The following is a 21,232-nucleotide window of genomic DNA, read 5'->3' as shown; positions in this document are numbered from 1 at the left end:
GAAAGGCCCTTCCCCGCGAAGTCGTCGCGCGGGCGCCCGGCGTTAGCCGAACCGGACGGTGCCGAAGATCACGTTCCCGGAGGAGTCCGAAAGCCGCGCGGAAATGCCCGTTCTCGGCCGGATTCGACGCCGGGTTTCGCCGCTGCCAACCTGTTTCAGCGTCGTTGTCCGCTTTCTCCCGCGCTGCGGCCGCGTTCTACGGTGCCGTCACCTCGCGGTCTGCAGGAGGAGTGAACGAGGCCATGACGCACTACGCCAAGCACACGCCGAAGCGCACGGCGCTGGTGGCCGCCGCCGCGCTGTCGACCGTGACGCTGTCGACCCTGCTGGGTGCCGCCCCGGCCGGCGCCCAGCCCGACCAGGCGGGGTCGGCCTCCGAAGCGGCCCAGAAGCTGCGGGACCTGTCGCGGCAGGCCGAGGAGGTCACCGAGCAGTACAAGAAGGCGCAGGACGACCACGAGGCCAAGCGCCGCGACCTCGACCGGTTCAACGCCGAAGCGCAGCAGGCCGACCAGGTCGCCGCCGGGGCCCGGGCGCAGGAGGAGCAGCTGCGCGGCCAGGTCGACCGGCTCAGCAGGGCCTCCTACAAGGGCTCCCGGATGAACTCCATCGCGGCGATCCTCAACGCCGAGAGCCCGGACGCGTTCCTGGACCGCGCTTCGACGCTGGACCTCATGTCGCAGCACAACAGCCGGTCGGTGCACGCCTTCTCGGACGCCACGCACCGCGCCGAGAGCGCGCAGCAGCAGGCCCACGCGGCCCGCGCCGGAGCCGAGCGGGCGGAGGCCGACGCGGCCCGGCTGGAAGGCGACATCGCCGCGCGCAAGAAGGACATGGACGCCCAGGTCTCCAAGGTCAAGGAGACCTACGAGGAGCTCAGCGACTCCGACAAGGACGCGCTGTCCGGCGTGAAGAGCAAGGTCGGCGCGCTGCTCGGGTCCGGCGTGGCGATCAAGGCGGTCAACGCGGCGCTGAGCAAGCAGGGCTCGCCGTACGTCTTCGGCGCCAAGGGGCCCAGCTCGTTCGACTGCTCCGGTCTGGTGCAGTGGGCCTACAAGCAGGCGGGGGTGTCCCTGCCCGCCTCGACGCAGTCGCAGGTGTCCGTCGGGACGAAGGTGTCGCAGTCGCAGATGAAGCCCGGCGACCTCATCTTCTTCTACTCCTCGGCCAGCCACGTCGGCATCTACATCGGCAACGGCAAGATGGTGCACGCGCCCACCGAGGGCCAGGACGTCATGGTCGAGCAGGTCAAGTACATGGGCGAGGTGCACAGCGTCCGTCGCGTCGCGGGCTGATCGCGGGTCCGTCGAGGGCACGTCGTCGCAGCTCCGCCCGGTGTTAGCCGGATCGGGCGGTGCGAAGGATCACGATCGGTGGACGGCCGGAAGGGCCTCGTCCACTTGGCTCGTTCGGGGTCGTTCTCGCAGCGCACGGGTTCGTCGGGGGGATGTGGCCGGTTCGGGCTTCCGGTTGAGCGGGGATCTAGGGTGACCGCCCACTGCCGCAACCCCGCTCGAAGGAGTGAACGGCCCCATGCCGAACCCGCACCACGTCCCCAAGCGCACCGCGCTGCTGGCGGTCGCTGCCGTCTCCACCGCGATGCTCGGAGGTGCCCCGGCGGCGGTGGCCGAGCCCCAGTCCGGCGAGGCGTCGCAGGCCGCGCAGAAGCTGCGCGAGCTGTCCCGCCAGGCGGAGGTCCTCACCGAGGACTACAAGAAGGCGCAGGACGATCACGCGGCCAAGCGCCGCGACCTCGACCGGTTCAACGCCGAGGCGCAGCAGGCCGACAAGGTCGCCGCGGGGGCGCACGCGCAGGAGGAGCAGCTGCGCGGCCAGGTCGACCGGCTCAGCGAGGCCTCCTACAAGGGGGCGCGGATGAACTCCATCGGCGCCATCCTGGAGAGCGAGACCCCGGACGCGTTCCTGGACCGGGCAGCCGCGCTCGACCTGATGGCCCAGCACAACAACGAGGCCGTGCACGCCTTCGCCGACGCCACCCGCCGCGCCGAGAGCGCGCAGCAGCAGGCCCACGCGGCCCGCGCCGGAGCCGAGCGGGCCGAGGCCGACGCGGCCCGGCTGGAAGGCGACATCGCCGCGCGCAAGAAGGACATGGACGCCCAGGTCGCCGAGGTCAAGGAGAAGTACGAGGAGCTCAGCGAGCAGGACAAGGACGCGCTGTCCGGCGTGACCAGCGCCGTCGGCCAGCTCGCCGGCTCGGGTGCGGCGATCAAGGCGGTCAACGCGGCCCTGAGCAAGCAGGGCTCGCCGTACGTCTTCGGCGCCAAGGGGCCGTCGGAGTTCGACTGCTCGGGCCTCGTGCAGTGGGCCTACAAGCAGGCCGGTGTGGACCTGCCGAGCTCCACGCGCTCGCAGGTCTCGGCGGGGCGGTCGGTGTCGCAGTCGGAGATGAAGCCCGGCGACATCATCTTCTTCTACAGCTCCGCCAGCCACGACGGCATCTACATCGGCAACGGCAAGATGGTGCACGCGCCCACCGAGGGCCAGGACGTCACGGTCGAAGAGGTCAAGTACATGGGCGAGGTGCACTCGGTGCGCCGCGTCGCGGGCTGAGCCCGCTGCGCGTCTCGGGTGGTGTTGCGGCCGTTCGTCACCGGATCGAAACCTCCTCCGCTACAGTGTGTGCTGCTCTGATCACTCCACGGCAGATTCGAGGTCCCCATCCCGCGTGAACTGGGGGTTCGGGCCGAGGCCGAGAACGTTGGGAGAACGGATGTTAAGCAGGATCGCGATGGTGTCGGTGACCGCGGCGGCCACCGCGCTGCCGCTCGGAGCGGTGAGCGCCTCCGCCGAGCCGGCGCCCGAGCCGCAGCTGGTGCCCGGCACTCCCTGCACCGCGACCGCGCACGCGTGCGTGAGCCTGTCGCAGAACCGCGCGTGGCTGATCCGCGCGGGCGAGGTCTACTACGGCGAGGCCTCCGCGCTCGGCGGCCGTCCCGAGAGCCCCACCCCCGCGGGCACCTTCCACGTGACGTGGAAGGACAAGGACCACCACAGCAAGGAGTTCGACGCCCCGATGCCGAACTCGGTGTTCTTCACCGACACCGGCGTCGCGTTCCACCAGGGCAGCCTCACCGACCGCTCGGCGGGCTGCATCCACCTGTCGAAGAAGTCCTCCGAGGTCTTCTTCGACAAGCTCCAGGTCGGGGACGAGGTCCAGGTCGTGCCGTGACCGAGGCGTGAGGCAGGCCCGTGATCCCGTTCGACACCGGCGGGGGCACGGGCCCTTTCGCGTCTCAGGCGACCGGTGGCAGGGCGTCGTCGAGGGTCTTCGCCCATTGGGCGACGATGTTCTTGCGGCGCGTCGAGTCGTCGGTGAGGACGTCGGCCAGCCCCAGGCCGCGGGCCATGTCGAGGGTGGCCTGCACGAGGCGCCGGGTGGTGGGGTCGCGGTCGTCGGCGCCGAGCATCTCGATCGCCACCTGGTGGACCGAGCGACCGAAGCGGGCCTCCAGGGGGACGATCCGCTCCCGCAGCGACGGGTCGGCCGCTGCCGCCGTCCAGACCTGGAGCGCGGCCTTGAACAGGTCGCCGGTGAAGTAGTCGACCACCCGCGCGACCACGGCCTCGGTGCGGCCGGGCCCGTCGGGCAGCCGGGTGCCTTCGGCGCGGATCTCGGCCATCCGCGCGTCGAACATGTGCTCCAGGGCAGCGGTGATGAGGTCTTCCCGAGCCGGGAAGTGGTGCTGCGCGGCACCGCGCGACACCCCCGCCCGCTGCGCGGCGGCCGTGACCGTCGTGGCGTCCCAGCCCTGCGACGCCAAGCAGTCGATGGTGGCCTCCAGCAAGCGCTGCCGCGTCGCGCGACTGCGGTCCTGCTTGGGCTCCCGCGACCTCATCCCGCTGATCCCCCTGAGAACTGTGTTGTGGTCACCCCGCTCGACGGTGCCGGTCGAGTCCCGCACCTGAAGCAGCGGCTCCACCGCAATTGTCGAACAGCCCCTAGTACGACTTGGGCAGGCCCAGGCTGTGCTGGGCGACGTAGTTGAGGATCATTTCACGGCTGACCGGGGCGACCCGGGCGATGCGGGCGGCGCCGAGCATCGCGGCGAGGCCGTGCTCGGAGGTCAGGCCCGAACCGCCGTGGGTCTGGATGGCGCGGTCGAGGGCGGCGATGCTGGCCTCGGCCGCGGCGTACTTGGCCATGTTCGCCGCCTCGGCGGCCTCCATGTCCCGCCCGGAGTCGTAGAGCGTGGCGGCCTTCTGCATCATCACCTTCGCGAGCTCGACCTCGATCTTGTGCTGCGCCAGCGGGTGCGCGATGCCCTGGTGGGCGCCGATCGGGGTCTTCCACACCTGGCGCTGGTTGGCGTACTCCACGGCCCGGTCCAGCGCGTAGCGGCCCGTCCCGGTGGCCATCGCCGCGCCGAGGATGCGCTCCGGGTTCAGGCCCGAGAACAGCTGCATCAGCGCCGCGTCCTCCTCGCCGACCAGCGCGTCCGCGGGCAGCCGCACGTCGTCGAGGAACAGCGTGAACTGCCGGTCCGGGGCGATGATGTCCATCTCCATCGGCTGCGCCACGAAGTTCGGCGCGTCGGTGGGCACGATGAACAGCGCGGGCTTGAGCTTGCCCGTCCGGGAGTCCTCGGTGCGCGCCACGACCAGCACCGCGTCGGCCTGGTCGACGCCGGAGATGAACACCTTCTGGCCCTGCAGCACCCAGTCGGCGCCGTCGCGGCGGGCGGTGGTGGTGATGTGGTGCGAGTTCGAGCCCGCGTCCGGCTCGGTGATGGCGAAGACCATCGTGGTGCCGGCGTCGGCCAGCCCCGGCAGCCAGCGCTGCTTCTGCTCGGCCGTGCCGTACTTGGTGATGATCGTGCCGCAGATCGCGGGGGAGACCACGACCAGCAGCAGCCCGGCACCCTGCGCGGCGAGCTCCTCCTGCACCAGCGCGAGCTCGTAGATGCCCGCGCCGCCCCCGCCGTACTCCTCGGGGATGTTCACGCCGAGGAACCCGAGCCGGCCCGCCTCGTCCCACAGCTCGGTGAGCGGCTCGTGCGCGCGCGCCTTGGGCAGCACGTAGTCGACGTGGTTGTAGCGCTGGGCGAGCTTGGCGGCGGAGGCGCGCAGCTCCTTCTGCTCGTCGGTCTCGATGAAGCTCATGCCTTCTCCTCGGTGTCGGGGGCGTCGACCACGGCCAGCACGGTTCCCACCTCGACCTGCTGACCTGCGGTGACGTTGAGCTCGGCGAGCACGCCGTCGGTCGGCGCGGCGACGGTGTGCTCCATCTTCATCGCCTCCAGCCACAGCAGCGGCTGTCCCGCGGCGACCTGGTCGCCGGGGGCGGCGGCCAGCCGGACGACCTTGCCGGGCATCGGCGCCAGCAGCGATCCCTCGCTGACGCGTTCGGCGGGGTCGGTGAAGCGCGGGGTGCGCACCAGCGCGACCGGCCCCAGCGGGGAGTCGACGTGGACGTGCTCGCCGTGGCGGGCGACGTCGAAGCTCCGCCGCAGCGCCCCGTGCTCGCCCGGGACGTCGAGGACGACGCGGGTCGGGGTGGCCTCCACCAGCGCCAGCCCGGGGTGGTCGGCGACCTCCGCACCGGTGCGCTTGGCGAGGTAGGACACCTCGATCTCGCGATCGCCGCTGGTGTAGGTCTTGGTCTGCGAGACCGATGGCAGGTTCCGCCAGCCCGACGGGAACCCGCCGAGAGCCCGCGCGGTGCGGCGGTTCTCGGCCGCGGCGGCCAGCGCGGCGGCGACCGCCGAGAGCGCGACGGCGTCGTCGGTGGCCAGCGGCCGGGCCAGGGCGGCCAGGCCGTGCCGGTCGAAGAACGCGGTGTCGGTGTCCCCGGCCAGGAACGCGGGGTGCCGCAGCACCCGGACCAGCAGGTCGCGGTTGGTGACCAGGCCGTGGATCTTCGCCCGGGACAGGCTCGCCGCCAGCAGCCGCGCCGCCTCCTCGCGGCTGTCGCCGCGGGAGATGACCTTGGCCAGCATCGGGTCGTAGTGGATGCTCACCGCGTCGCCGTCGGCGACACCGGAGTCCAGCCGGACGCCCGGCGCGTCCAGCACCGCGAACTCCGCTGCGGTGCCCGGGACCTCGAGCCGTTGCAGGGTGCCGCTCTGCGGGCGCCAGTCCTGCGCCGGGTCCTCGGCGTAGAGCCGGACCTCGATCGAATGCCCTTGGGACGCGGGCGGTTCGGCGGGCAGGGCGTGGCCGTCGGCGATCTGCAGCTGCATCCGCACCAGGTCGAGCCCGGTGGTGTTCTCGGTGACCGGGTGCTCCACCTGCAGCCGGGTGTTCATCTCCAGGAAGAAGAACTCGCCTTGCTCGTCGGCCAGGAACTCGACGGTGCCCGCGCCCTCGTACCCGATGGCCGCTGCCGCCAGCCGCGCCGCTTCGAACAGCCGCTCCCGCATTCCGGGTGTGCGCTCCACCAGCGGAGACGGGGCTTCCTCGACGACCTTCTGGTGCCTGCGCTGGATCGAGCACTCCCGCTCGCCCAGCGCCCACACCGCCCCGTGCCGATCGGCCAGGACCTGCACCTCGATGTGGTGGCCGGTCTCCAGGTAGCGCTCGCAGAACACCGTCGGGTCGCCGAAGGCGGACTCGGCTTCGCGGCGCGCGGCGTCGATCTGCTCGGGCAGCTCGGCGAGTTCCCGCACCACCCGCATGCCGCGCCCGCCGCCCCCGGCGGAGGCCTTGATGAGCACGGGCAGGTCGTCGTCGGTGACCGAGGACGGGTCGAGCTCGGCGAGCACCGGCACCCCGGCGTCGGACATCAGGGCCTTGGCCTCGACCTTCGAGCCCATCGACTCGATGGCCTTGACCGGCGGGCCCACCCAGGTCAGCCCGGCGTCGGAGACCGCTTGGGCGAACGCGGCGTTCTCGGACAGGAACCCGTAGCCGGGGTGCACCGCGTCGGCGCCGGCCGCCCGCGCTGCCTGAACGAGCCGCTCGGCCCGCAGGTAGGTCTCGGCGGGGGTGTCGCCGGGCAGCCGGATCGCGGCGTCGGCCTCGCCGACGTGCGGCGCGGCCGCGTCGGGGTCGGAGAACACGGCCGTGGTGGACAGGCCCATGCGGCGGGCGGTCGCGAACACCCGCCGGGCGATCTCACCGCGATTGGCGACCAGAACGTTGGTGATCATCGCGTGGGACCTCACATCCGGAAGACGCCGAAGTTCTCGGCGCCTTCGATCGGGGCGTTGTGGATGGCCGACAGGCACATCCCCAGCACCGTGCGGGTGTCGCGCGGGTCGATGACTCCGTCGTCGTAGAGCCGTCCGGACAGGAACATCGGCAGCGACTCGGCTTCGATCTGGTTCTCCACCGCTTCCCGCATCGCGGCGTCACCGGCCTCGTCGAACGGCTGGCCCTTGGCCTCGGCGGCGGCGCGGCCGACGATCGAGATCACCCCGGCGAGCTGCGCCGGGCCCATCACCGCGGACTTCGCGCTGGGCCAGGAGAAAAGGAACCGCGGGTCGTAGGCGCGCCCGCACATGCCGTAGTGCCCGGCGCCGTAGGAGGCGCCCATGAGCAGCGAGATGTGCGGGACCTTGCTGTTGGACACCGCGTTGATCATCATCGCGCCGTGCTTGATGATGCCGCCCTGCTCGTACTCGGCACCCACCATGTAGCCGGTGGTGTTGTGCAGGAACAGCAGGGGCGTCTCGGCGCGGTTGGCCAGCTGGATGAACTGGGTGGCCTTCTGCGATTCCTCCGAGAACAGCACGCCGCGCGCGTTGGCGAGGATGCCGACGGGGTAGCCGTGCAGCTCCGCCCACCCGGTCACCAGGCTGGAGCCGTAGCGCGGTTTGAACTCGTCGAAGTCGGAGTCGTCGACGACGCGCGCGATCACCTCGCGCGGGTCGAACGGCACCTTCAGGTCCGCGGGCACCACGCCCAGCAGCTCCTCGGGCGAGAAGCGCGGGTCGCGCACCTCGGTGCGCGGGACCGGGCCCTTCTTGCTCCAGTTCAGGCGTTTGACGATGGAGCGGCCCAGCCGCAGCGCGTCCGGTTCGTCGACCGCGAAGTGGTCCGCCAGGCCGGAGGTGGTGGCGTGCATGTCGGCGCCGCCCAGCGACTCGTCGTCGGCGTCCTCCCCGGTGGCCATCTTCACCAGCGGCGGCCCGCCGAGGAACACCTTCGAGCGCTCCTTGACCATCACCGTGTGGTCGGACATGCCGGGGATGTAGGCGCCCCCGGCCGTGGAGTTGCCGAAGACCAGGGCGATCGTGGGAATCCCCTGCGCCGAGAGCCGCGTGAGGTCGCGGAATAGCGCGCCGCCCGGGATGAACACCTCCTTCTGCGTCGGCAGGTCCGCGCCGCCGGACTCCACCAGCGAGATCACCGGCAGCCGGTTCTTCTCGGCGATCTCGTTGGCGCGCAACGACTTGCGCAGCGTCCACGGGTTGGAGGTGCCGCCGCGCACGGTCGGGTCGTTGGCCACGATCATGCACTCGACGCCTTCGACCACGCCGATGCCGGTGACCACCGAGGCGCCCACCTGGAAGTCGCTGCCCCAGGCGGCCAGCGGGCACAGTTCGAGGAACGGCGAGTCCTCGTCGATGAGCAGCTCGATGCGCTCCCGGGCGGTGAGCTTCCCGCGGTTGCGGTGCCGTTCGACCTTCGACGGGCCGCCGCCTGCCAGCGCCGTGGCGTGCGCCTCGTCGATCTCGGCGATCTTGTCGACCATCGCCTTCGCGGCGTCGGCGTAGTCGCCGGAACTCGTGTCCAGTGCGGACTTCACGATCGTCACGCTCGATACCCCAATCGGTTCGCCGCCAGTCCGGTCATGATCTCGGTGGTGCCGCCGCCGATGCCGAGGATGCGCATGTCCCGGTACTGGCGCTCGACCTCGGACTCGCGCATGTAGCCGAGCCCGCCGAACAGCTGCAGCGCCTGGTGCGCCACCCATTCGCCCGCCTCCACCGCGGTGTTCTTGGCGAAGCACACCTCGACGGTCAGGTCCTGCTCACCGGCGACTGCCCGCTCGGCCAGCCGTCGCGCGTAGACGCGGGCGACGTCGATCTTGCGGGCCATCTCGGTGAGCGTGTTCTGCACGGACTGCCGGGTGATCAGCGCGCGCCCGAAGGTCTCCCGGTCGCGGCACCACTGCTCGGCCAGGTCCAGGCAGCGCTGGGCCCCGGCGTAGGCCTGCACCGCCAGCGACAGGCGCTCGCTGAGGAACGCCTGGGCGATTTGCAGGAACCCGGAGTTCTCCGGCCCCACCAGGTTCTCGGCGGGAACGCGGACGTCGGTGAAGGCCAGCTCGGCGGTGTCGGAGGCGTGCCAGCCCATCTTCTCCAGCTTGCGGGAGACGGTGAAACCCGGCGAACCCTTCTCGACGACCAGCAGCGACACCCCGCCCGCGCCGTCGTCGCCGGTGCGCACGGCGGTGACGACGTAGTCGGCGCGGCAGCCTGAGGTGATGAACGTCTTGGCGCCGTTGACCACGTAGTGGTCGCCGTCGCGGTCGGCGCGGGTGCGCAGGTGCCCGACGTCGGACCCGCCGCCGGGCTCGGTGATGGCCAGCGAACCGATCTTGCGGCCGGCCAGCGTCGGCTTCACCCAGCGCTCGATCTGCGCGGCGTCTCCGGCGGCGGCCATGTGCGGGACGGCGATGCCGCAGGTGAACAGCGAGGCGAAGGTGCCGCCGGAAACGCCCGCGTGGTGCATCTCCTCGGCGATGACGGCCGCGTCGATGAGGTCACCGCCGCCCCCGCCGACGTCGGTGGGCAGCGCCGCGCCGAGAAGCCCCAGCGCACCGGCCTTCTCGTGCAGCGACCGCGGCAACGCGCCCGCGCGCTCCCACTCGTCCTGGTGCGGCAGGATCTCGTTCTCGGTGAAGCGCCGCGCGGTCTCGCGCAACCCCCGCCGCTCGTCGGTGTCCCACGGGTTCACAGCAGCGCCTCCGGGATGTCGATGTGCCGGGACCGGAGCCATTCGCCGAGTCCCTTGGCCTGGGGGTCGAATCGGGCCTGGGACGCCGCGCCGTCGCCGAGGATTCCCTCGACGACGAAGTTCAGCGCGCGCAGGTTGGGCAGCGCGGTCCGCGTGATCGCCAGCTCGGCGGCCTCCGGCAGCAGCTCGCGCACCTTCTCGACGGTGAGCGCGTGCGCGAGCCAGCGCCACTGCTGCTCGGTGCGCACCCAGACACCGATGTTGGCGTTGCCGCCCTTGTCCCCGCTGCGCGCCGCGACGAACGTCCCCAGCGGGACCCTGCGGGTGGGTCCGTCTGAAAGTGGTTCGGGTTCCGGTCCTGGTGGTGGGGTGGGGGAAGTTTTCATGAAAACTTCCCCCACCTCGGAAACGGGAGGGACGTCGACCCGTTCTCCGTCGGGGAGGACCGCGACGTGGGGGACCCGGGCCGGATCGACGTACCCGGCGGTGAAGACGCCGCAGGGGGAGGCCTTGCCCGGGACGCTGGTGAGGCTGAAGCCGGGGTAGCTGGCCAGGGCCATCTCGACGGCGACGTTGGAGAACGCGCGCCCGACCACGTCCTGGTCGGGATCGCGGGCGACGCAGCGCAGGATGGCGCTGGCGCGCTCCTCGGTGTCGGCGTCGGGGCGGTCCAGCCGGGACAGGGTCCAGGTCAGCTCGGCGGGTCGCCGGGTGAGCCCGGCTTCGAGCTGGCGCCGGGCGAGCTCGGCCTTGGCCTCGATGTCGAGACCGGTGAGCACGAAGTCCACCTCGTTGCGGAAGCCGCCGAGGGTGTTCAGCGAGACCTTCAGCTCCGGCGGTGGTGCCTCGCCGCGCGTGCCGCGCAGCAGCACCCGGTCCTCGCCGTCCTGGGAGACGTCGATGGTGTCCAGCCGCGTGGTGACGTCGGGGCCGGCGTAGCGCTCGTCCTGGATCTCGTACATCAGCTGCGCCGTCACGGTGTCGACGGTGACCGCGCCGCCCGTGCCCGGGTGCTTGGTGATCACGCTGGAGCCGTCGCGCCGCAGCTCGGCGAGGGGGAAGCCCGGCCGTGTCAGGTCGGCGATCTCGGTGAAGAACGAGTAGTTGCCCCCGGTGGCCTGCGTCCCGCACTCGATGACGTGCCCGGCCGCCACGGCCCCGGCCAGCGCGTCGAAATCCGTTCGCTCCCAGCCGAAGTGCGCCGCGGCGGGTCCGACGATGACCGAGGCGTCGGTGACCCGGCCGGTGACCACCACGTCGGCGCCGGAGTTCAGGCACTCCACGATCCCCCAGCAGCCCAGGTAGGCGTTGGCGACCAGGGGAGAGCCGAGATCGAGCTCGGCTGCGCGGGCGGTGAGGTCGTCACCCTCGACGTGCGCGACCGAGACGTCCAGGCCGAGCCGCGCGGTGAGCTCCCGGATCCGGGCTGCCAGGCTCGCCGGGTTGGCGCCGCCCGCGTTGGCCACGATCCGCACGCCGCGCTCGGCGGCGATTCCGAGGCAGTCCTCCAGCTGGCGCAGGAACGTCTTGGCGTACCCCAGATCGGGGTCCTTGAGCCGGTCGCGGCCGAGGATGAGCATGGTCAGCTCGGCGAGGTAGTCGCCGGTGAGCACGTCCAGCTCGCCGCCGGTGAGCATCTCGCGCATGGCCGAGAACCGGTCGCCGTAGAAGCCGGAGCAGTTGCCGACGCGCAGCAGCTCGGGGTCGGTGCCGATCATGAGTGCTGGCCCGCCTCCCTGCCCTTGCCGGGTGCGCCGGCGAAGGCCTGAGCGATGGTCAGCCAGTGCGCCGCGTCCTCGCCGGCGGTCTCGATCGCCAGGTCGTCGCGATGCCGCCGCTGGGTGACGAGCAGGCAGAAGTCCAGGGCGGGTCCGGTGATCCGCTGCGCGGCGTCGGCCGGGCCCCACTCCCACGCCTCGCCGCCGGGACCGACGAGCTCGACGCGGAACTCCTCGGCGGGCGGGTTCTGGCCGTGGGTGGCGTAGGCGAAGTCGCGGGTGCGCACGCCGATGTGCGCGACGTGGCGCAGCCGCGCGGTGGGGGTGCGGGTGATGCCGAGGGCGTCGGCGACGTCCTGGCCGTGCGCCCAGGTCTCCATCAGCCGCGCGGTGGTCATCGAGGCGACGCCCATCGGCGGTCCGAACCAGGCGAGCTTGCGGCCGTTCTCGACTCCGCGCAGCGACTCGGCGAGCCGGGAGCGGCCGAGCCGCCAGGTGGACAGCAGGTCGGCGGGCCGCGCGCGGGCCCGCTCGGCGGCCCCGGCGTCGACGAACCCGAACGGGTCCTGCATCGCCTTCTCGACGACGGCTGCGAAGCCGTCGGGATCGGTGGCCGACAGCAGGGCCACGTCGTCGGTCCAGGCGAGGTGGGCGATCTGGTGCGCGATCGTCCACCCCTCGGCGGGCGTGGCGAGCGCCCACCTCGCCTCGTCCAGTCCGGCGACGTGCTCGTCGAGCTCATCGCCTTCCGCGCACAGGTCTTCCAGCAGAGCGCCCACGTTGGCCATGCCGACCAGCCTGAGCCCGAGCGCGAGAAAAATCAAGCACGCTTGATTGATTTATGGGCAAGAGCGAGGGGCGGGGCCTCGTTGCCCCGCCCCTCGTCCCGTGGGGGTCCTGCCGGTGTCAGGAGGTCACTTGCTCAGCTCGTACTCGCCAGCGAAGTCGAGCGTGGAGAGTCCGCCGGCGAGGCAGCCGCCCGCAGCGGAGGCCATGTCGAACTTGCCGGTGCCCTTGTGCTTGGCGTCGGCGAACTCGCCGTCGGTGGTCTCGCCCTCGAACGCGCCGGTGACCGGCTGGCCGGGGTTGGTGAGATCGCCCTCCATGTTCAGGGCGAAGTTGGCCTTGCTGGTCTCGGTGCTGCCGTCCTTGAGCTTCCAGGTGATGTCGACGTCGCCGTTGACGTCGCGCGGCAGCGAGGTGCACGACATCGTGCCGGCGAGGTCGCCGGAGAAGGTCGCGCTCTCCACGTCGGCGGCCTCGCGGCCGGCGGGGGCGCAGTTCTTCGCGTCGCCCGAGACCTTCATCTGGGTCTGCTCGCCGAGCGGGTTCGCCGACAGCGCAGGTGCGAACTCGGCCGTTCCGCTCAGGTCGCAGGACAGCACCGCCTTGGCGTCCTCAGGCGCGGGGGAGGGAGCGGCCTGAGCGGTCAGGGCGCCGAGCAGCGGGGCGGCGACCAGGGCCGCGGCAGCACCGGTGATGGCGGACTTCTTGGTGAACTGGGACAGCATCTTCGTGGAACTCCTTCGTTCAAGGGGATGAAGGACGTCGACGTCCTCCGGTTTCAGATGGCAGCACGATCGCTCGGGTGCAGCAGTCCGAATCGCACGATCGAGCGCACTACCCATGCGGAATCGCTGATCCGGAACCCTTTTCGCTGCAAGCGTTTTCGCGAGTTGGTACGGTCCTGCGCCGGATCAACGAGACGTCGCGGTTCTCGAAAAACGCCGGTGCGGCGCTGGTTCCGCCCGCTCGGCGCGCAGCGAGGGGCGGGGCTCCGTCGCCCCGCCCCTCGCGTCCCGCAGGGGTCCTGCCGGCTCAGCCGTCAGCGGCTCAGTTCGTACTTGCCGCCGAAGTCCAGCTCCGAGAGGCCGCCGGACAGGCAGCCGCCCGCGGCGGAGGCCAGGTCGAACTTGCCGGTGCCCTTGTGCTCGGTGCCGGGGAACTCGCCGTCGACGGTCTCGCCGACGAACGCGCCGCTGACCCCCTGGCTGGGCCGGAGCGGGTTGCCCTCCAGCTTCAGGGAGAAGTTGGCCTTGCTGGTCTCGGTGCTGCCGTCCTTGAACTTCCAGGTGATGTCGACGTCCCCGCCGACGTCGCGCGGCAGCGAGGTGCACGACATCCGGCCGGAGAGGTCACCGCTGAAGGTCGCGCTCTCGACGTCCTCGGCCCAGCTCCCGGAGGGCGTGCAGCCGATGGCTTCGCCCTCGACCTTCATCGTGGTGGCCGCGCCGAACGGGTTCCCCGACAGCGCCGGGGAGAACTGGGCCGTTCCGGTCATGTCGCACGTCAGCAGCGCCTTGTCGGGCGCGGCCGGGGCGGCCTGCGCGGTCAGGAGACCGCCGAGCAGCGGCGCGGCCGCCAGTGCTGCGGTCGCGCCGAAAAGTGCTGACTTCTTCCCGAAATGGGGCATCATGCGGATTGAGCTCCTTCGTTCACTCAAGGGGAAAAGGAGATCGCCGTCGATCTCCTTCGAAGCGGAATAGGATCACGGGTCTCGTCCGTCGGCACTTCGATTCGCACGATCGAGCGGACTATTGATCTGATCTCGGAGGTGCGGATATCCATTCGCTGCGCGTACTTTCACGTCTTGCTACTGTCCGGCCCGGCCGTTTACCGGAAATGCGAGGAAATTCCGTGCCGAACGGTCGGATTTTGTTCATCATCGGGAAGGGAATATTCCATGAGAATGGTGCGCGTTGCTTCGGTCGTCCTGGCCACCGGTGCGCTGGCGATGGGCGGTGCCGGTCTCGCGGGAGCGCAGGAGCCGTCGAACCGGGTGACGGTGTTCGAGACCGAGCTCCAGCCGCTGACGAAGTTCGAGGACCCGCAGGGCTGCCACAAGCTCCCGCTGGCTTCGCACGTGATCGTCAACGACACCGATCGCGTGATCACGGTGTACGGCGACCCGTTCTGCATGACGCCGGGGCTCCAGGTCCCGCCCGGGCACGGCTCGCACGTCCCCCCGGGTACGGGCAGCTTCTCGGCATGAGTGAGGCGAGGACCGACCTGGTCGTGGTCGGGCTGGGATACGTCGGCCTGCCGCTGCTGGTCCGCGCGCACGAAATCGGCATGAGGACAGCCGGTTTCGACATCTCCGCCGAGGTCGTGGCGGGGTTGGGCGCGGGTCGCTCGCACGTGGCCGACGTCCCGCACTCCGCGGTCGCCGACATGGCGGCCGCGGGGTTCCGCGCCACGACCGACCCGGCGGTGATCGCCGAGGCCGACGCCGTCGTGGTGTGCGTGCCGACCGGGCTCACCGACGGCGCCCCCGATCTGAGCGCGGTGCGCGCCGCCGCGCGCTCGGTGGGCGAGAACCTGCGCCCCGGCACGTTGGTGGTGCTGGAATCCACCTCGTACCCGGGCACGACCGAGGACGTCGTCCGGCCGATCCTGGAGGAGTCCAGCGGTCTGGTCGCGGGCGAGGACTTCCACCTCGCCTACTCGCCGGAGCGCATCGATCCCGGCAACGAGGTCTTCGGCGTCCGCAACACCCCGAAGGTGGTGGCGGGCGTGACCCCGCTGTGCGCCAAGCACGGCGTGGCGTTCTACGGGCGCTTCATCGACACCCTCGTGGTCTCGCGCGGCACCCGCGAGGCCGAGATGGCCAAGCTGCTGGAGAACACCTACCGCTACGTCAGCATCGCGCTGGTGAACGAGGTCGCGCTGTTCTGCGACCGGACCGGCATCGACGTGTGGGACGTGCTGCACTGCGCGGGCACCAAGCCCTTCGGCTACGCGCCGTTCCAGCCCGGCCCCGGCGTCGGCGGGCACTGCATCCCCGTGGACCCGGTCTACCTCGAAACCGCCGGGGTCAGCGCCGGTTTCGACTTCCGCACGCTCAGCGCGGCGCGCGAGGTCAACGAGCGGATGCCGCACCACGTGGTGGACCGCGCCGAGCGGCTGCTGCAGGACGCGGGGATCGCCGTCGAGGGAGCCCGCGTGCTGCTGCTGGGCGCGAGCTACAAGCCGGACATCGCCGACACCCGCGAGACGCCGGCGCTACCCGTGGCCTCCGGCCTGCTGAAGTCCGGCGCGGAGGTCGTCTACCACGACCCGAACGTCCCCGAATTCGCCGTCGGGGAAAGGGGATTGCGCCGCGTCGAGCACGTGGAGGACGGGCTGCGCGAGGCCGACCTGGCGATCCTGCTGCAGGACCACGCGTGCTACGACCCGGTCCGCCTGGTCGCCTCGCGATGCCTGCTGCTAGACACCCGGGGCAAGCTCGCCGGGGAGAACATCAGCCACCTCTAGCGGCTGGCTGAAGCTCAGGCGCGCCTCCGGGCGCAGGTGGAGATCCGCGCCGCTGAGCGGGGTTTCGGCGTGGATGAGGACGTTGTAGTGGTTCGGGAAGTGGCAGGCGTCGAAGCCCAGCACGGTGCCCACCCGGCGGTCCCCGAACCACACCTCGTCGCCCCGGTCCAGCACGCCGCCGCGGTCGAACTCCGCGAAGCCGAGGAACGCGACCCGGTCGATGCGGGCGCCCTCGGCGGTGTCGGTGTGGTCGGTGGTGACCAACTCGTGCACGTCACCGGCGCGGACGCAGCGGCTCGCGTGCGGCTCCAGCGACATGCCGCGCTCGGCGCGGTGGTGCACCAGGACCTTGACCACGCGCGCCTGCAGCGTCCTCTTCGGACCGTCCTCGTCGGGGTTCACCGCGTTCCCTCCTGGCAGAACCGGTAGGTGTCGTGGACCAGCCGCAGCGCGGCGAGCCCGCCCGGATCGGTCCCCGCCGTCTCGAACTCGTCGAGCACGCCGTGGTACTCGTGCCACAGCGAGTTCTTGAAACCGGGGTGCCCGGCCAGCATGTCGGCGCGCAGCCGCGTCCCGTCGGCCAGCAGCATCTCGACGTCCTTGGTCTCGCCGGGATGCGACCAGTCCAGCTCCACGACCGCCGGGACGCCGGAGGCCGATTCGAGCTCGATCACGGCCTGGCGGTCGGTGCCGCCCTCCTCCTTGACCACCGCGTGGACCAGGTCGACGTCACCGAGGAACAGCCGCACGAGGTCGAAGGCGTTCGGCCCGTTGTCGGCCACGCACCCGCCGCCGCAGCGAACCGGGTCGAGGTACCAGGTGTCCCCGCCGAGGTGCTCCTCGATGCGCTCCAGGTAGCGCACCCGCAGCGCCGTCGCACCCCCGCGCGCGGTGACCTCGGTGAGCAGCCGGCGCACGTTGTCGTTGTAGCGGCGGTGGAACGAGGTCAGCAGCGGCACACCGGACCTGGTCGCGATCGCCACGAGCTCCCGCGCGTCGTCGAGAGACACCGCGAGGGGTTTCTCCACGCACACCGGGACTCCGCGCCGCAGCGCGTCCCGGCACACCGCGGCGTGCGCGTCGTTGGGGGCGGTGACGATCAGCCCGTCGAGCTCGACCGAGCCCAGCAGCGCCCGGTGGTCGGTGAAGCAGCCGACGTGCGGGGCGAACCCGCGCAGCCTGTCCGGTCGCAGGTCGCAGACCGCGGCCAGCTCCCAGCCCCGGGCCTCGACGGCGGCCAGGTAGTAGGCGGAGATCGCGCCGAGCCCGACGACTCCCACGCGGCGCATCAGCCGACCACCTCGCCGAGCTCGGCCAGCAGCCGGGCCCGGACCGGAACGCCGTCGCGGCGACGGCGCATCGCGCGTTCGGCCTCGTGCCAGCCCGGGTAGTGCACCTGGCCCTCGGGCGGGCAGTCCAGGACCGCGCCGAACATCGCCCGCGCGGCCCCGGCGAAGCCGGGACGCAGCCGCTCGGCGTCGATCGCCAGCAGGAAGTAGCCGATGTCGTCGTCGCGCCCCGAGTCGCCCAGCACGGCCCCCGGGGTCGGTCCCAGCGCCGATCCGGACAGCAGCGCGGCGAGCAGCTCCACGACCAGACCGAGCCCGAAACCCTTGTGCGCGCCCGTGTCCGGGTCGCCACCGAGCCAGCGCAGGTGCGCCGTGCCGCCGTCGAGGGCGCTCGGATCGGTCACCGCGGTCCCGGAGTCGTCGGCCAGCCAGCCCTCCGGGATCGTCGCGCCGTCTCCCGCCGCGACCCGCACCTTGCCGGTGGGCACCACGGTCGTGCTCATGTCCAGCAGGAACGGGTGCTCCGGCAGCGCGGGCGCCGACACCGCCAGCGGGTTGGTGCCCAGCAGCGGCAGCGCGCCCAGCGGCGGCCGGGCGATGCGCTGACCGCCGCAGTTGCTCGCGACGACGCCGATCATGCCCTGCTCGGCGGCGCGGGCCGCGTGGAACCCGGCGCACCCGAAGTGCGTCGCGCCGCGCACCGACACCAGGCCGAGCCCGTGCTCGCGGGCCCGCGCGATCGCGTCGTCCATCAGCTCCGCCGCCGCCCACAGGCCCAGCGCGCGATCGGCGTCGACCGTCGCGCAGGCGCCGAGGTCGGACCGCACGACCGGTTCGGCGGCGGGGTCGGCGCGGCCGGACTCCAGCAGCGGCAGGTACAGGCGGGGCAGGTTGAACACGCCGTGCGAGTCGAAGCCGCACAGGTCGCCGTGGCACAGCGCCGAGGCCGCGAGGCCGGCGCGGCGCTCGGGCACGCCGTGCGCGCGGAACCGCTCGGCGACCAGGCCGTGCAGGCGTTCGTGGGGGACGGTCGCGGTGTCAGGCTGCATCGTGTTCCTCTCCGGTGCGGTGTCGCGCGAACTCGGTGAGCAGCGCCGAGACGACGGCGGCGAACTCCTCGAGCTCCGCGCGCTCGGCGTGCTCGCCGTCGGCGTGGGCGTGGTTGGTGTCGAGGCGACCCGGGCCGAGCACGGCGGTGAAGCAGCCGGGCAGGTCGTGCATCCAGATCGCGTCGCAGGTGAAGGCCGGTTCCTCGTCGGGCCAGCGCCGGGCGCCCGCGCGTTCCAGCAGGTTCTCGGCCCACGGGTCGGTGTCGTCCAGGCAGGGCAGGCCGCGCTTGACCCAGTCCAGGTGCGTGATGGCCGCCGCGTCCCGGGCGGTTCGGGCGAACTCCCTGCTGCCCGAGAAGCGCTCGCGGAACTCCGCGATGCCGTCCTCGAACGCCCGCTGCAGCTCCTTCTCGGCGGCCGCGCCCTCGGCGGTGGTGGCGTAGGAGAGGTTGAGCAGCAGCTGCCCGGACCCGTAGACGCGGTTGTGCAGGTCGCCGGTGCGCAGCCCGGCGACGCAGAGCCGGCCGGGCCGGTCGGTCGGGTCCAGCCGGGACGCCAGGTGCTGGGCGAGGAACCCGAGCAGCGCGGTCGCGTTGTGCCCCGCGTCGGGCCGGTCGTCGATCGAGCCCTGCCCGTCCACCCGCACCCGCGCGGTCATCGACGCCGTCGAGCGAGGCAGGTACCGCAGACCGGTGGGTTCGCAGCAGATGTTGAGCCGCCCCACGTGGCCCTGCTCGACCAGCGGGCGGGTGCCGTAGGTGCCCATCGCCCCGCCTTCCTCGCCGGAGACGACCTGCAGCAGCACCGCGACGTCGTCGCGCAGAGCGGGCAGTGCGTCCCGGATCCCCGAGAGCAGTGCCACCGCAGGGCCTTTCGCGTCGATCGCGCCGCGACCGGTGAACCGGCCGTCGCGCAGCCCGACGGGTTCGAGACCGGCGACGGTGTCCAGGTGCACGTTGAACATCACCGTCTCGGATCGCGGCAGTTCCGGCCCGAGCCGCAGGAGCAGGCTCGGCTGCGCGTCGAGGAATTCCGGCCCCGCGCGCCGCACGGTCTCGGGCACGTCGTCGCGGTCGAGCACCCCCGGATCGGGCGGGCGGTGGTGCAGCACCCGGAACCCCAGCTCCTCGGCCGCGCGGGCGTAGCGTCGCTGGGCCTGCCACAGCTGCGGCGGATCGGAGGTCTCCAGCGGGCTGACGGTCGGCAGCTCCAGCAGCTCCAGCAGCAGCGCGCAATCGTCGTCGGAGAAGCCCATCACGCGACACCGGTCGGCGCGGTCCGCAGCATCCGCTCCAACCGCCGCCCTGCCCGCAGGAACGGTCCGGGGTCGGACCCGGCCACGCCCTCGTGCGGCCGGGTGACCAGGTGCGGTTCCAGCGACAGGGCTCCGCTGTAGCCGTGGTCGAGCAGCAGCCGCAGGCAGTCGTGCACGCGCGCGTCACCGTCGCCGGGCAGCACGTACTCGGCCCGGCCCGGGACGCCGACGGCGTCCTTGACGTGCACGTGCTCGACGTGCGGCAGGACCCGCTGCAGGACCTCGAAGGCGTCGTACCCGTGCTCCACCCCGTTGCCGACGTCGAACAGCAGCCGCAGGCACGGGCCACCGGCGTCGACCAGCCGCAGCATCCGCTCCGGGTCGGAACCCGCCCAGCCCGAGCAGTTCTCGTGCAGCAGCACCACGCCGTGCCGGGCCGCGCGGTCGCCCAGCAGGGCGATGCGCTCCAGCACGCGCTCCCGCCACTCGGCTTCGTCGAGACCGTCGGCGAGGTAGGACATGATCCGGACGTACCGGGTGCCCAGCGCCGCGCACCGGTCGCCCAGCACGTCGAGTTCGCGCAGGTCGTCGGCCGGGTCAGCGGTGATGGGCCGCGACCAGTTGCCGATCCGCGAGTCCAGGCAGACGACCCGCAGCCCGGCCGCCTGCACCGCGCGGCGGACGCGCTGGAAGCGGGACGAGTCCAGCTCGGCCAGCGCCACCCCGTCGACGGTGCGCAGCTCGATGCCGGGCCAGCCGAGCTCGGTGATCGCGGCGATCTGCTCCGGCAGCGAGGCGCCGGCCTCGTCCCCGATGCCGACGAGCTGGTCAGCGTGCATGCGCGAGCGTCCTCTCCTTGGCGGTGGTGAGCAGGCGGATGATGTCGGCGTGCAGGTCGAACGTGCCGTGCTCGCCCGCGGGCCGGTGGTGGTGGACGTAGGCGCGCACCATCCAGCGGGTCAGCGCGTCGTCCCGGAAGACGACCCGGCGGCCGTTGATCTCCAGCTGCGCGTGGTCGTCGTCGGCACCGATCGGGTAGTGGCCGACGACCCGCCCGGAGTCGAGTTCGAGGGTGATGCGGCGGCGCCGGATCGGCGCGGTCAGATCCGAGCGGATCTCGCTTCGCACGCCCCCGGCGTGGTCGAGGACCAGCCGGGCGCTGCCGAGCCTCGGCAGCACCGTGTCGGCGACGCGCATGTCGGCGCACTCGGCCTCGGTGATCTCGGCGGAACCCGCCAGCCGCAGCACCACGCCCAGCGAGTGCGGCAGCTCCACGTCGAACGCGGTCGGGTGCCCGGTGGTCGCGCACGAGCGGGTGAACCGCGGTTTGTCCTGGTCGAAGGTCACCGAGCGGAGTCCGCCACGAGCCACCAGACCGGTCAGGTGCTCGGTGAGCCGGGACTCCAGCCAGTGGCTCACCACCGCGATGTCCATGCCGTGCCGGTCGCGGATCGACTCGATCGCCGCGAGCTCCTCCAGGTTCGTCGCCAGCGGTTTCTCCGCGATGACCCGGCGGAACCCGTGCTCGGCGAGCTCGGCGAGGACCCCGGCGCGCCCCTGCGGCGGGGTGCAGACGTGCACCACGGTGCGGTGCGGGTCGAGCGTCGCCGCTGCGGCGCCGATCGAGTCGACGAGCGTCACGTCCGGCCGGTGCCGTCTCGCGTCGGGGTCGCAGGCCACCACGCGCCCGCCGGCGAACAGCCCCGGAGCGACCTCGCGGGCCTGCGCCAGCACGCGCAGGTGCAGGCCGGAACCGGCGCGGCCGAGTCCGATCACGAATGGTTGCAGCATCGCACGACGTCC

20 protein-coding genes are annotated in these 21,232 nt (G+C 72.0%); 5 read left to right on the top strand and 15 right to left on the bottom strand.

The genetic code is table 11. The annotated features are described in order from the left end of the window. The first annotated feature begins 242 nt into the window (after window positions 1-242). The 3 genes from QFW96_RS00490 (at window position 243) to QFW96_RS00480 (ending at window position 3,190) form a co-directional block, all read left to right on the top strand. Entirely contained in the window at window positions 243-1,295 is a 1,053-nt protein-coding gene (locus QFW96_RS00490) for a C40 family peptidase (protein WP_281453449.1), read from the top strand. A 238-nt stretch (window positions 1,296-1,533) separates the two neighbouring features. Then, window positions 1,534-2,571, top strand: a complete 1,038-nt coding sequence (locus QFW96_RS00485) for a C40 family peptidase (protein WP_281453448.1) — start codon at window positions 1,534-1,536, stop codon at window positions 2,569-2,571. 160 nt (window positions 2,572-2,731) lie between these two features. Further along, on the top strand, window positions 2,732-3,190 hold the full coding sequence (locus tag QFW96_RS00480; protein WP_281453447.1) for a L,D-transpeptidase: 459 nt from the start codon (window positions 2,732-2,734) through the stop codon (window positions 3,188-3,190). Between the two features lie 64 nt (window positions 3,191-3,254). Here the strand turns inward: QFW96_RS00480 and QFW96_RS00475 are convergent, their stop codons facing one another. The 9 genes from QFW96_RS00475 to QFW96_RS00435 form a co-directional block, all read right to left on the bottom strand. Continuing rightward, window positions 3,255-3,857 (bottom strand): TetR/AcrR family transcriptional regulator, encoded by a 603-nt coding sequence (locus QFW96_RS00475; protein ID WP_343231348.1) that lies wholly within the window; start codon window positions 3,855-3,857, stop codon window positions 3,255-3,257. Between the two features lie 103 nt (window positions 3,858-3,960). After that, the gene (locus QFW96_RS00470; RefSeq protein ID WP_281453446.1) at window positions 3,961-5,121 is read right to left on the bottom strand and encodes an acyl-CoA dehydrogenase family protein; all 1,161 of its coding nucleotides are present in this window, start codon (window positions 5,119-5,121) and stop codon (window positions 3,961-3,963) included. Next, window positions 5,118-7,109 carry an ATP-binding protein gene (locus QFW96_RS00465; RefSeq protein WP_281453445.1) on the bottom strand — a complete coding sequence of 664 codons (1,992 nt, stop codon included), beginning with the start codon at window positions 7,107-7,109 and terminating at the stop codon, window positions 5,118-5,120. Before QFW96_RS00465 ends, QFW96_RS00470 begins: the two co-directional genes overlap by 4 nt. A gap of 11 nt (window positions 7,110-7,120) precedes the next feature. Next, window positions 7,121-8,719, bottom strand: coding sequence for an acyl-CoA carboxylase subunit beta (locus tag QFW96_RS00460; RefSeq protein ID WP_281453444.1), 1,599 nt, complete (start codon window positions 8,717-8,719; stop codon window positions 7,121-7,123). Next, entirely contained in the window at window positions 8,716-9,906 is a 1,191-nt protein-coding gene (locus QFW96_RS00455; RefSeq protein ID WP_281453443.1) for an acyl-CoA dehydrogenase family protein, read from the bottom strand. The genes QFW96_RS00460 and QFW96_RS00455 overlap by 4 nt, the downstream gene beginning before the upstream one ends. Then, window positions 9,861-11,582, bottom strand: coding sequence for an acyclic terpene utilization AtuA family protein (locus tag QFW96_RS00450; protein ID WP_281453442.1), 1,722 nt, complete (start codon window positions 11,580-11,582; stop codon window positions 9,861-9,863). Before QFW96_RS00450 ends, QFW96_RS00455 begins: the two co-directional genes overlap by 46 nt. Beyond that, on the bottom strand, window positions 11,579-12,370 hold the full coding sequence (locus tag QFW96_RS00445; protein WP_281453441.1) for a TIGR03084 family metal-binding protein: 792 nt from the start codon (window positions 12,368-12,370) through the stop codon (window positions 11,579-11,581). Before QFW96_RS00445 ends, QFW96_RS00450 begins: the two co-directional genes overlap by 4 nt. A gap of 126 nt (window positions 12,371-12,496) precedes the next feature. Next, entirely contained in the window at window positions 12,497-13,093 is a 597-nt protein-coding gene (locus tag QFW96_RS00440) for a hypothetical protein (protein ID WP_281453440.1), read from the bottom strand. A 314-nt stretch (window positions 13,094-13,407) separates the two neighbouring features. Beyond that, on the bottom strand, window positions 13,408-13,998 hold the full coding sequence (locus QFW96_RS00435; protein WP_281453439.1) for a hypothetical protein: 591 nt from the start codon (window positions 13,996-13,998) through the stop codon (window positions 13,408-13,410). A 273-nt stretch (window positions 13,999-14,271) separates the two neighbouring features. On the opposite strand from QFW96_RS00435, the gene QFW96_RS00430 reads away from it, so the two are divergent. Together QFW96_RS00430 and QFW96_RS00425 are read left to right on the top strand one after the other, a co-directional pair. After that, window positions 14,272-14,574 carry a hypothetical protein gene (locus QFW96_RS00430; protein WP_281453438.1) on the top strand — a complete coding sequence of 101 codons (303 nt, stop codon included), beginning with the start codon at window positions 14,272-14,274 and terminating at the stop codon, window positions 14,572-14,574. Then, window positions 14,571-15,836, top strand: coding sequence for a nucleotide sugar dehydrogenase (locus QFW96_RS00425; protein WP_281453437.1), 1,266 nt, complete (start codon window positions 14,571-14,573; stop codon window positions 15,834-15,836). The genes QFW96_RS00430 and QFW96_RS00425 overlap by 4 nt, the downstream gene beginning before the upstream one ends. On the opposite strand, the gene QFW96_RS00420 is transcribed toward QFW96_RS00425, so the two are convergent. Genes QFW96_RS00420 through QFW96_RS00395 form a run of 6 tightly spaced genes read right to left on the bottom strand, consistent with a single transcriptional unit; the run spans window position 15,789 to window position 21,220 of the window. Beyond that, a complete protein-coding gene (locus QFW96_RS00420) occupies window positions 15,789-16,238 on the bottom strand; it encodes a DUF6917 domain-containing protein (RefSeq protein ID WP_281453436.1) in 450 nt (149 codons plus the stop codon). The genes QFW96_RS00425 and QFW96_RS00420 overlap by 48 nt on opposite strands. Beyond that, window positions 16,235-17,125 carry a Gfo/Idh/MocA family protein gene (locus tag QFW96_RS00415; RefSeq protein ID WP_281453435.1) on the bottom strand — a complete coding sequence of 297 codons (891 nt, stop codon included), beginning with the start codon at window positions 17,123-17,125 and terminating at the stop codon, window positions 16,235-16,237. Before QFW96_RS00415 ends, QFW96_RS00420 begins: the two co-directional genes overlap by 4 nt. Beyond that, window positions 17,125-18,174, bottom strand: coding sequence for an Ldh family oxidoreductase (locus QFW96_RS00410; protein ID WP_281453434.1), 1,050 nt, complete (start codon window positions 18,172-18,174; stop codon window positions 17,125-17,127). Before QFW96_RS00410 ends, QFW96_RS00415 begins: the two co-directional genes overlap by 1 nt. Beyond that, the gene (locus QFW96_RS00405; RefSeq protein WP_281453433.1) at window positions 18,164-19,429 is read right to left on the bottom strand and encodes a M20/M25/M40 family metallo-hydrolase; all 1,266 of its coding nucleotides are present in this window, start codon (window positions 19,427-19,429) and stop codon (window positions 18,164-18,166) included. Before QFW96_RS00405 ends, QFW96_RS00410 begins: the two co-directional genes overlap by 11 nt. Further along, a complete protein-coding gene (locus QFW96_RS00400; RefSeq protein WP_281453432.1) occupies window positions 19,429-20,268 on the bottom strand; it encodes a sugar phosphate isomerase/epimerase family protein in 840 nt (279 codons plus the stop codon). Before QFW96_RS00400 ends, QFW96_RS00405 begins: the two co-directional genes overlap by 1 nt. After that, window positions 20,258-21,220, bottom strand: coding sequence for a Gfo/Idh/MocA family oxidoreductase (locus QFW96_RS00395; protein WP_281453431.1), 963 nt, complete (start codon window positions 21,218-21,220; stop codon window positions 20,258-20,260). The genes QFW96_RS00400 and QFW96_RS00395 overlap by 11 nt, the downstream gene beginning before the upstream one ends. Window positions 21,221-21,232 lie beyond the last annotated feature (12 nt).

This window comes from Saccharopolyspora ipomoeae, from assembly GCF_029952525.1.
Lineage (GTDB): Bacteria > Actinomycetota > Actinomycetes > Mycobacteriales > Pseudonocardiaceae > Saccharopolyspora > Saccharopolyspora ipomoeae.
Note: the sequence above shows the minus strand (reverse complement) of the source record. Positions and strands in the feature narration are given on the sequence as shown.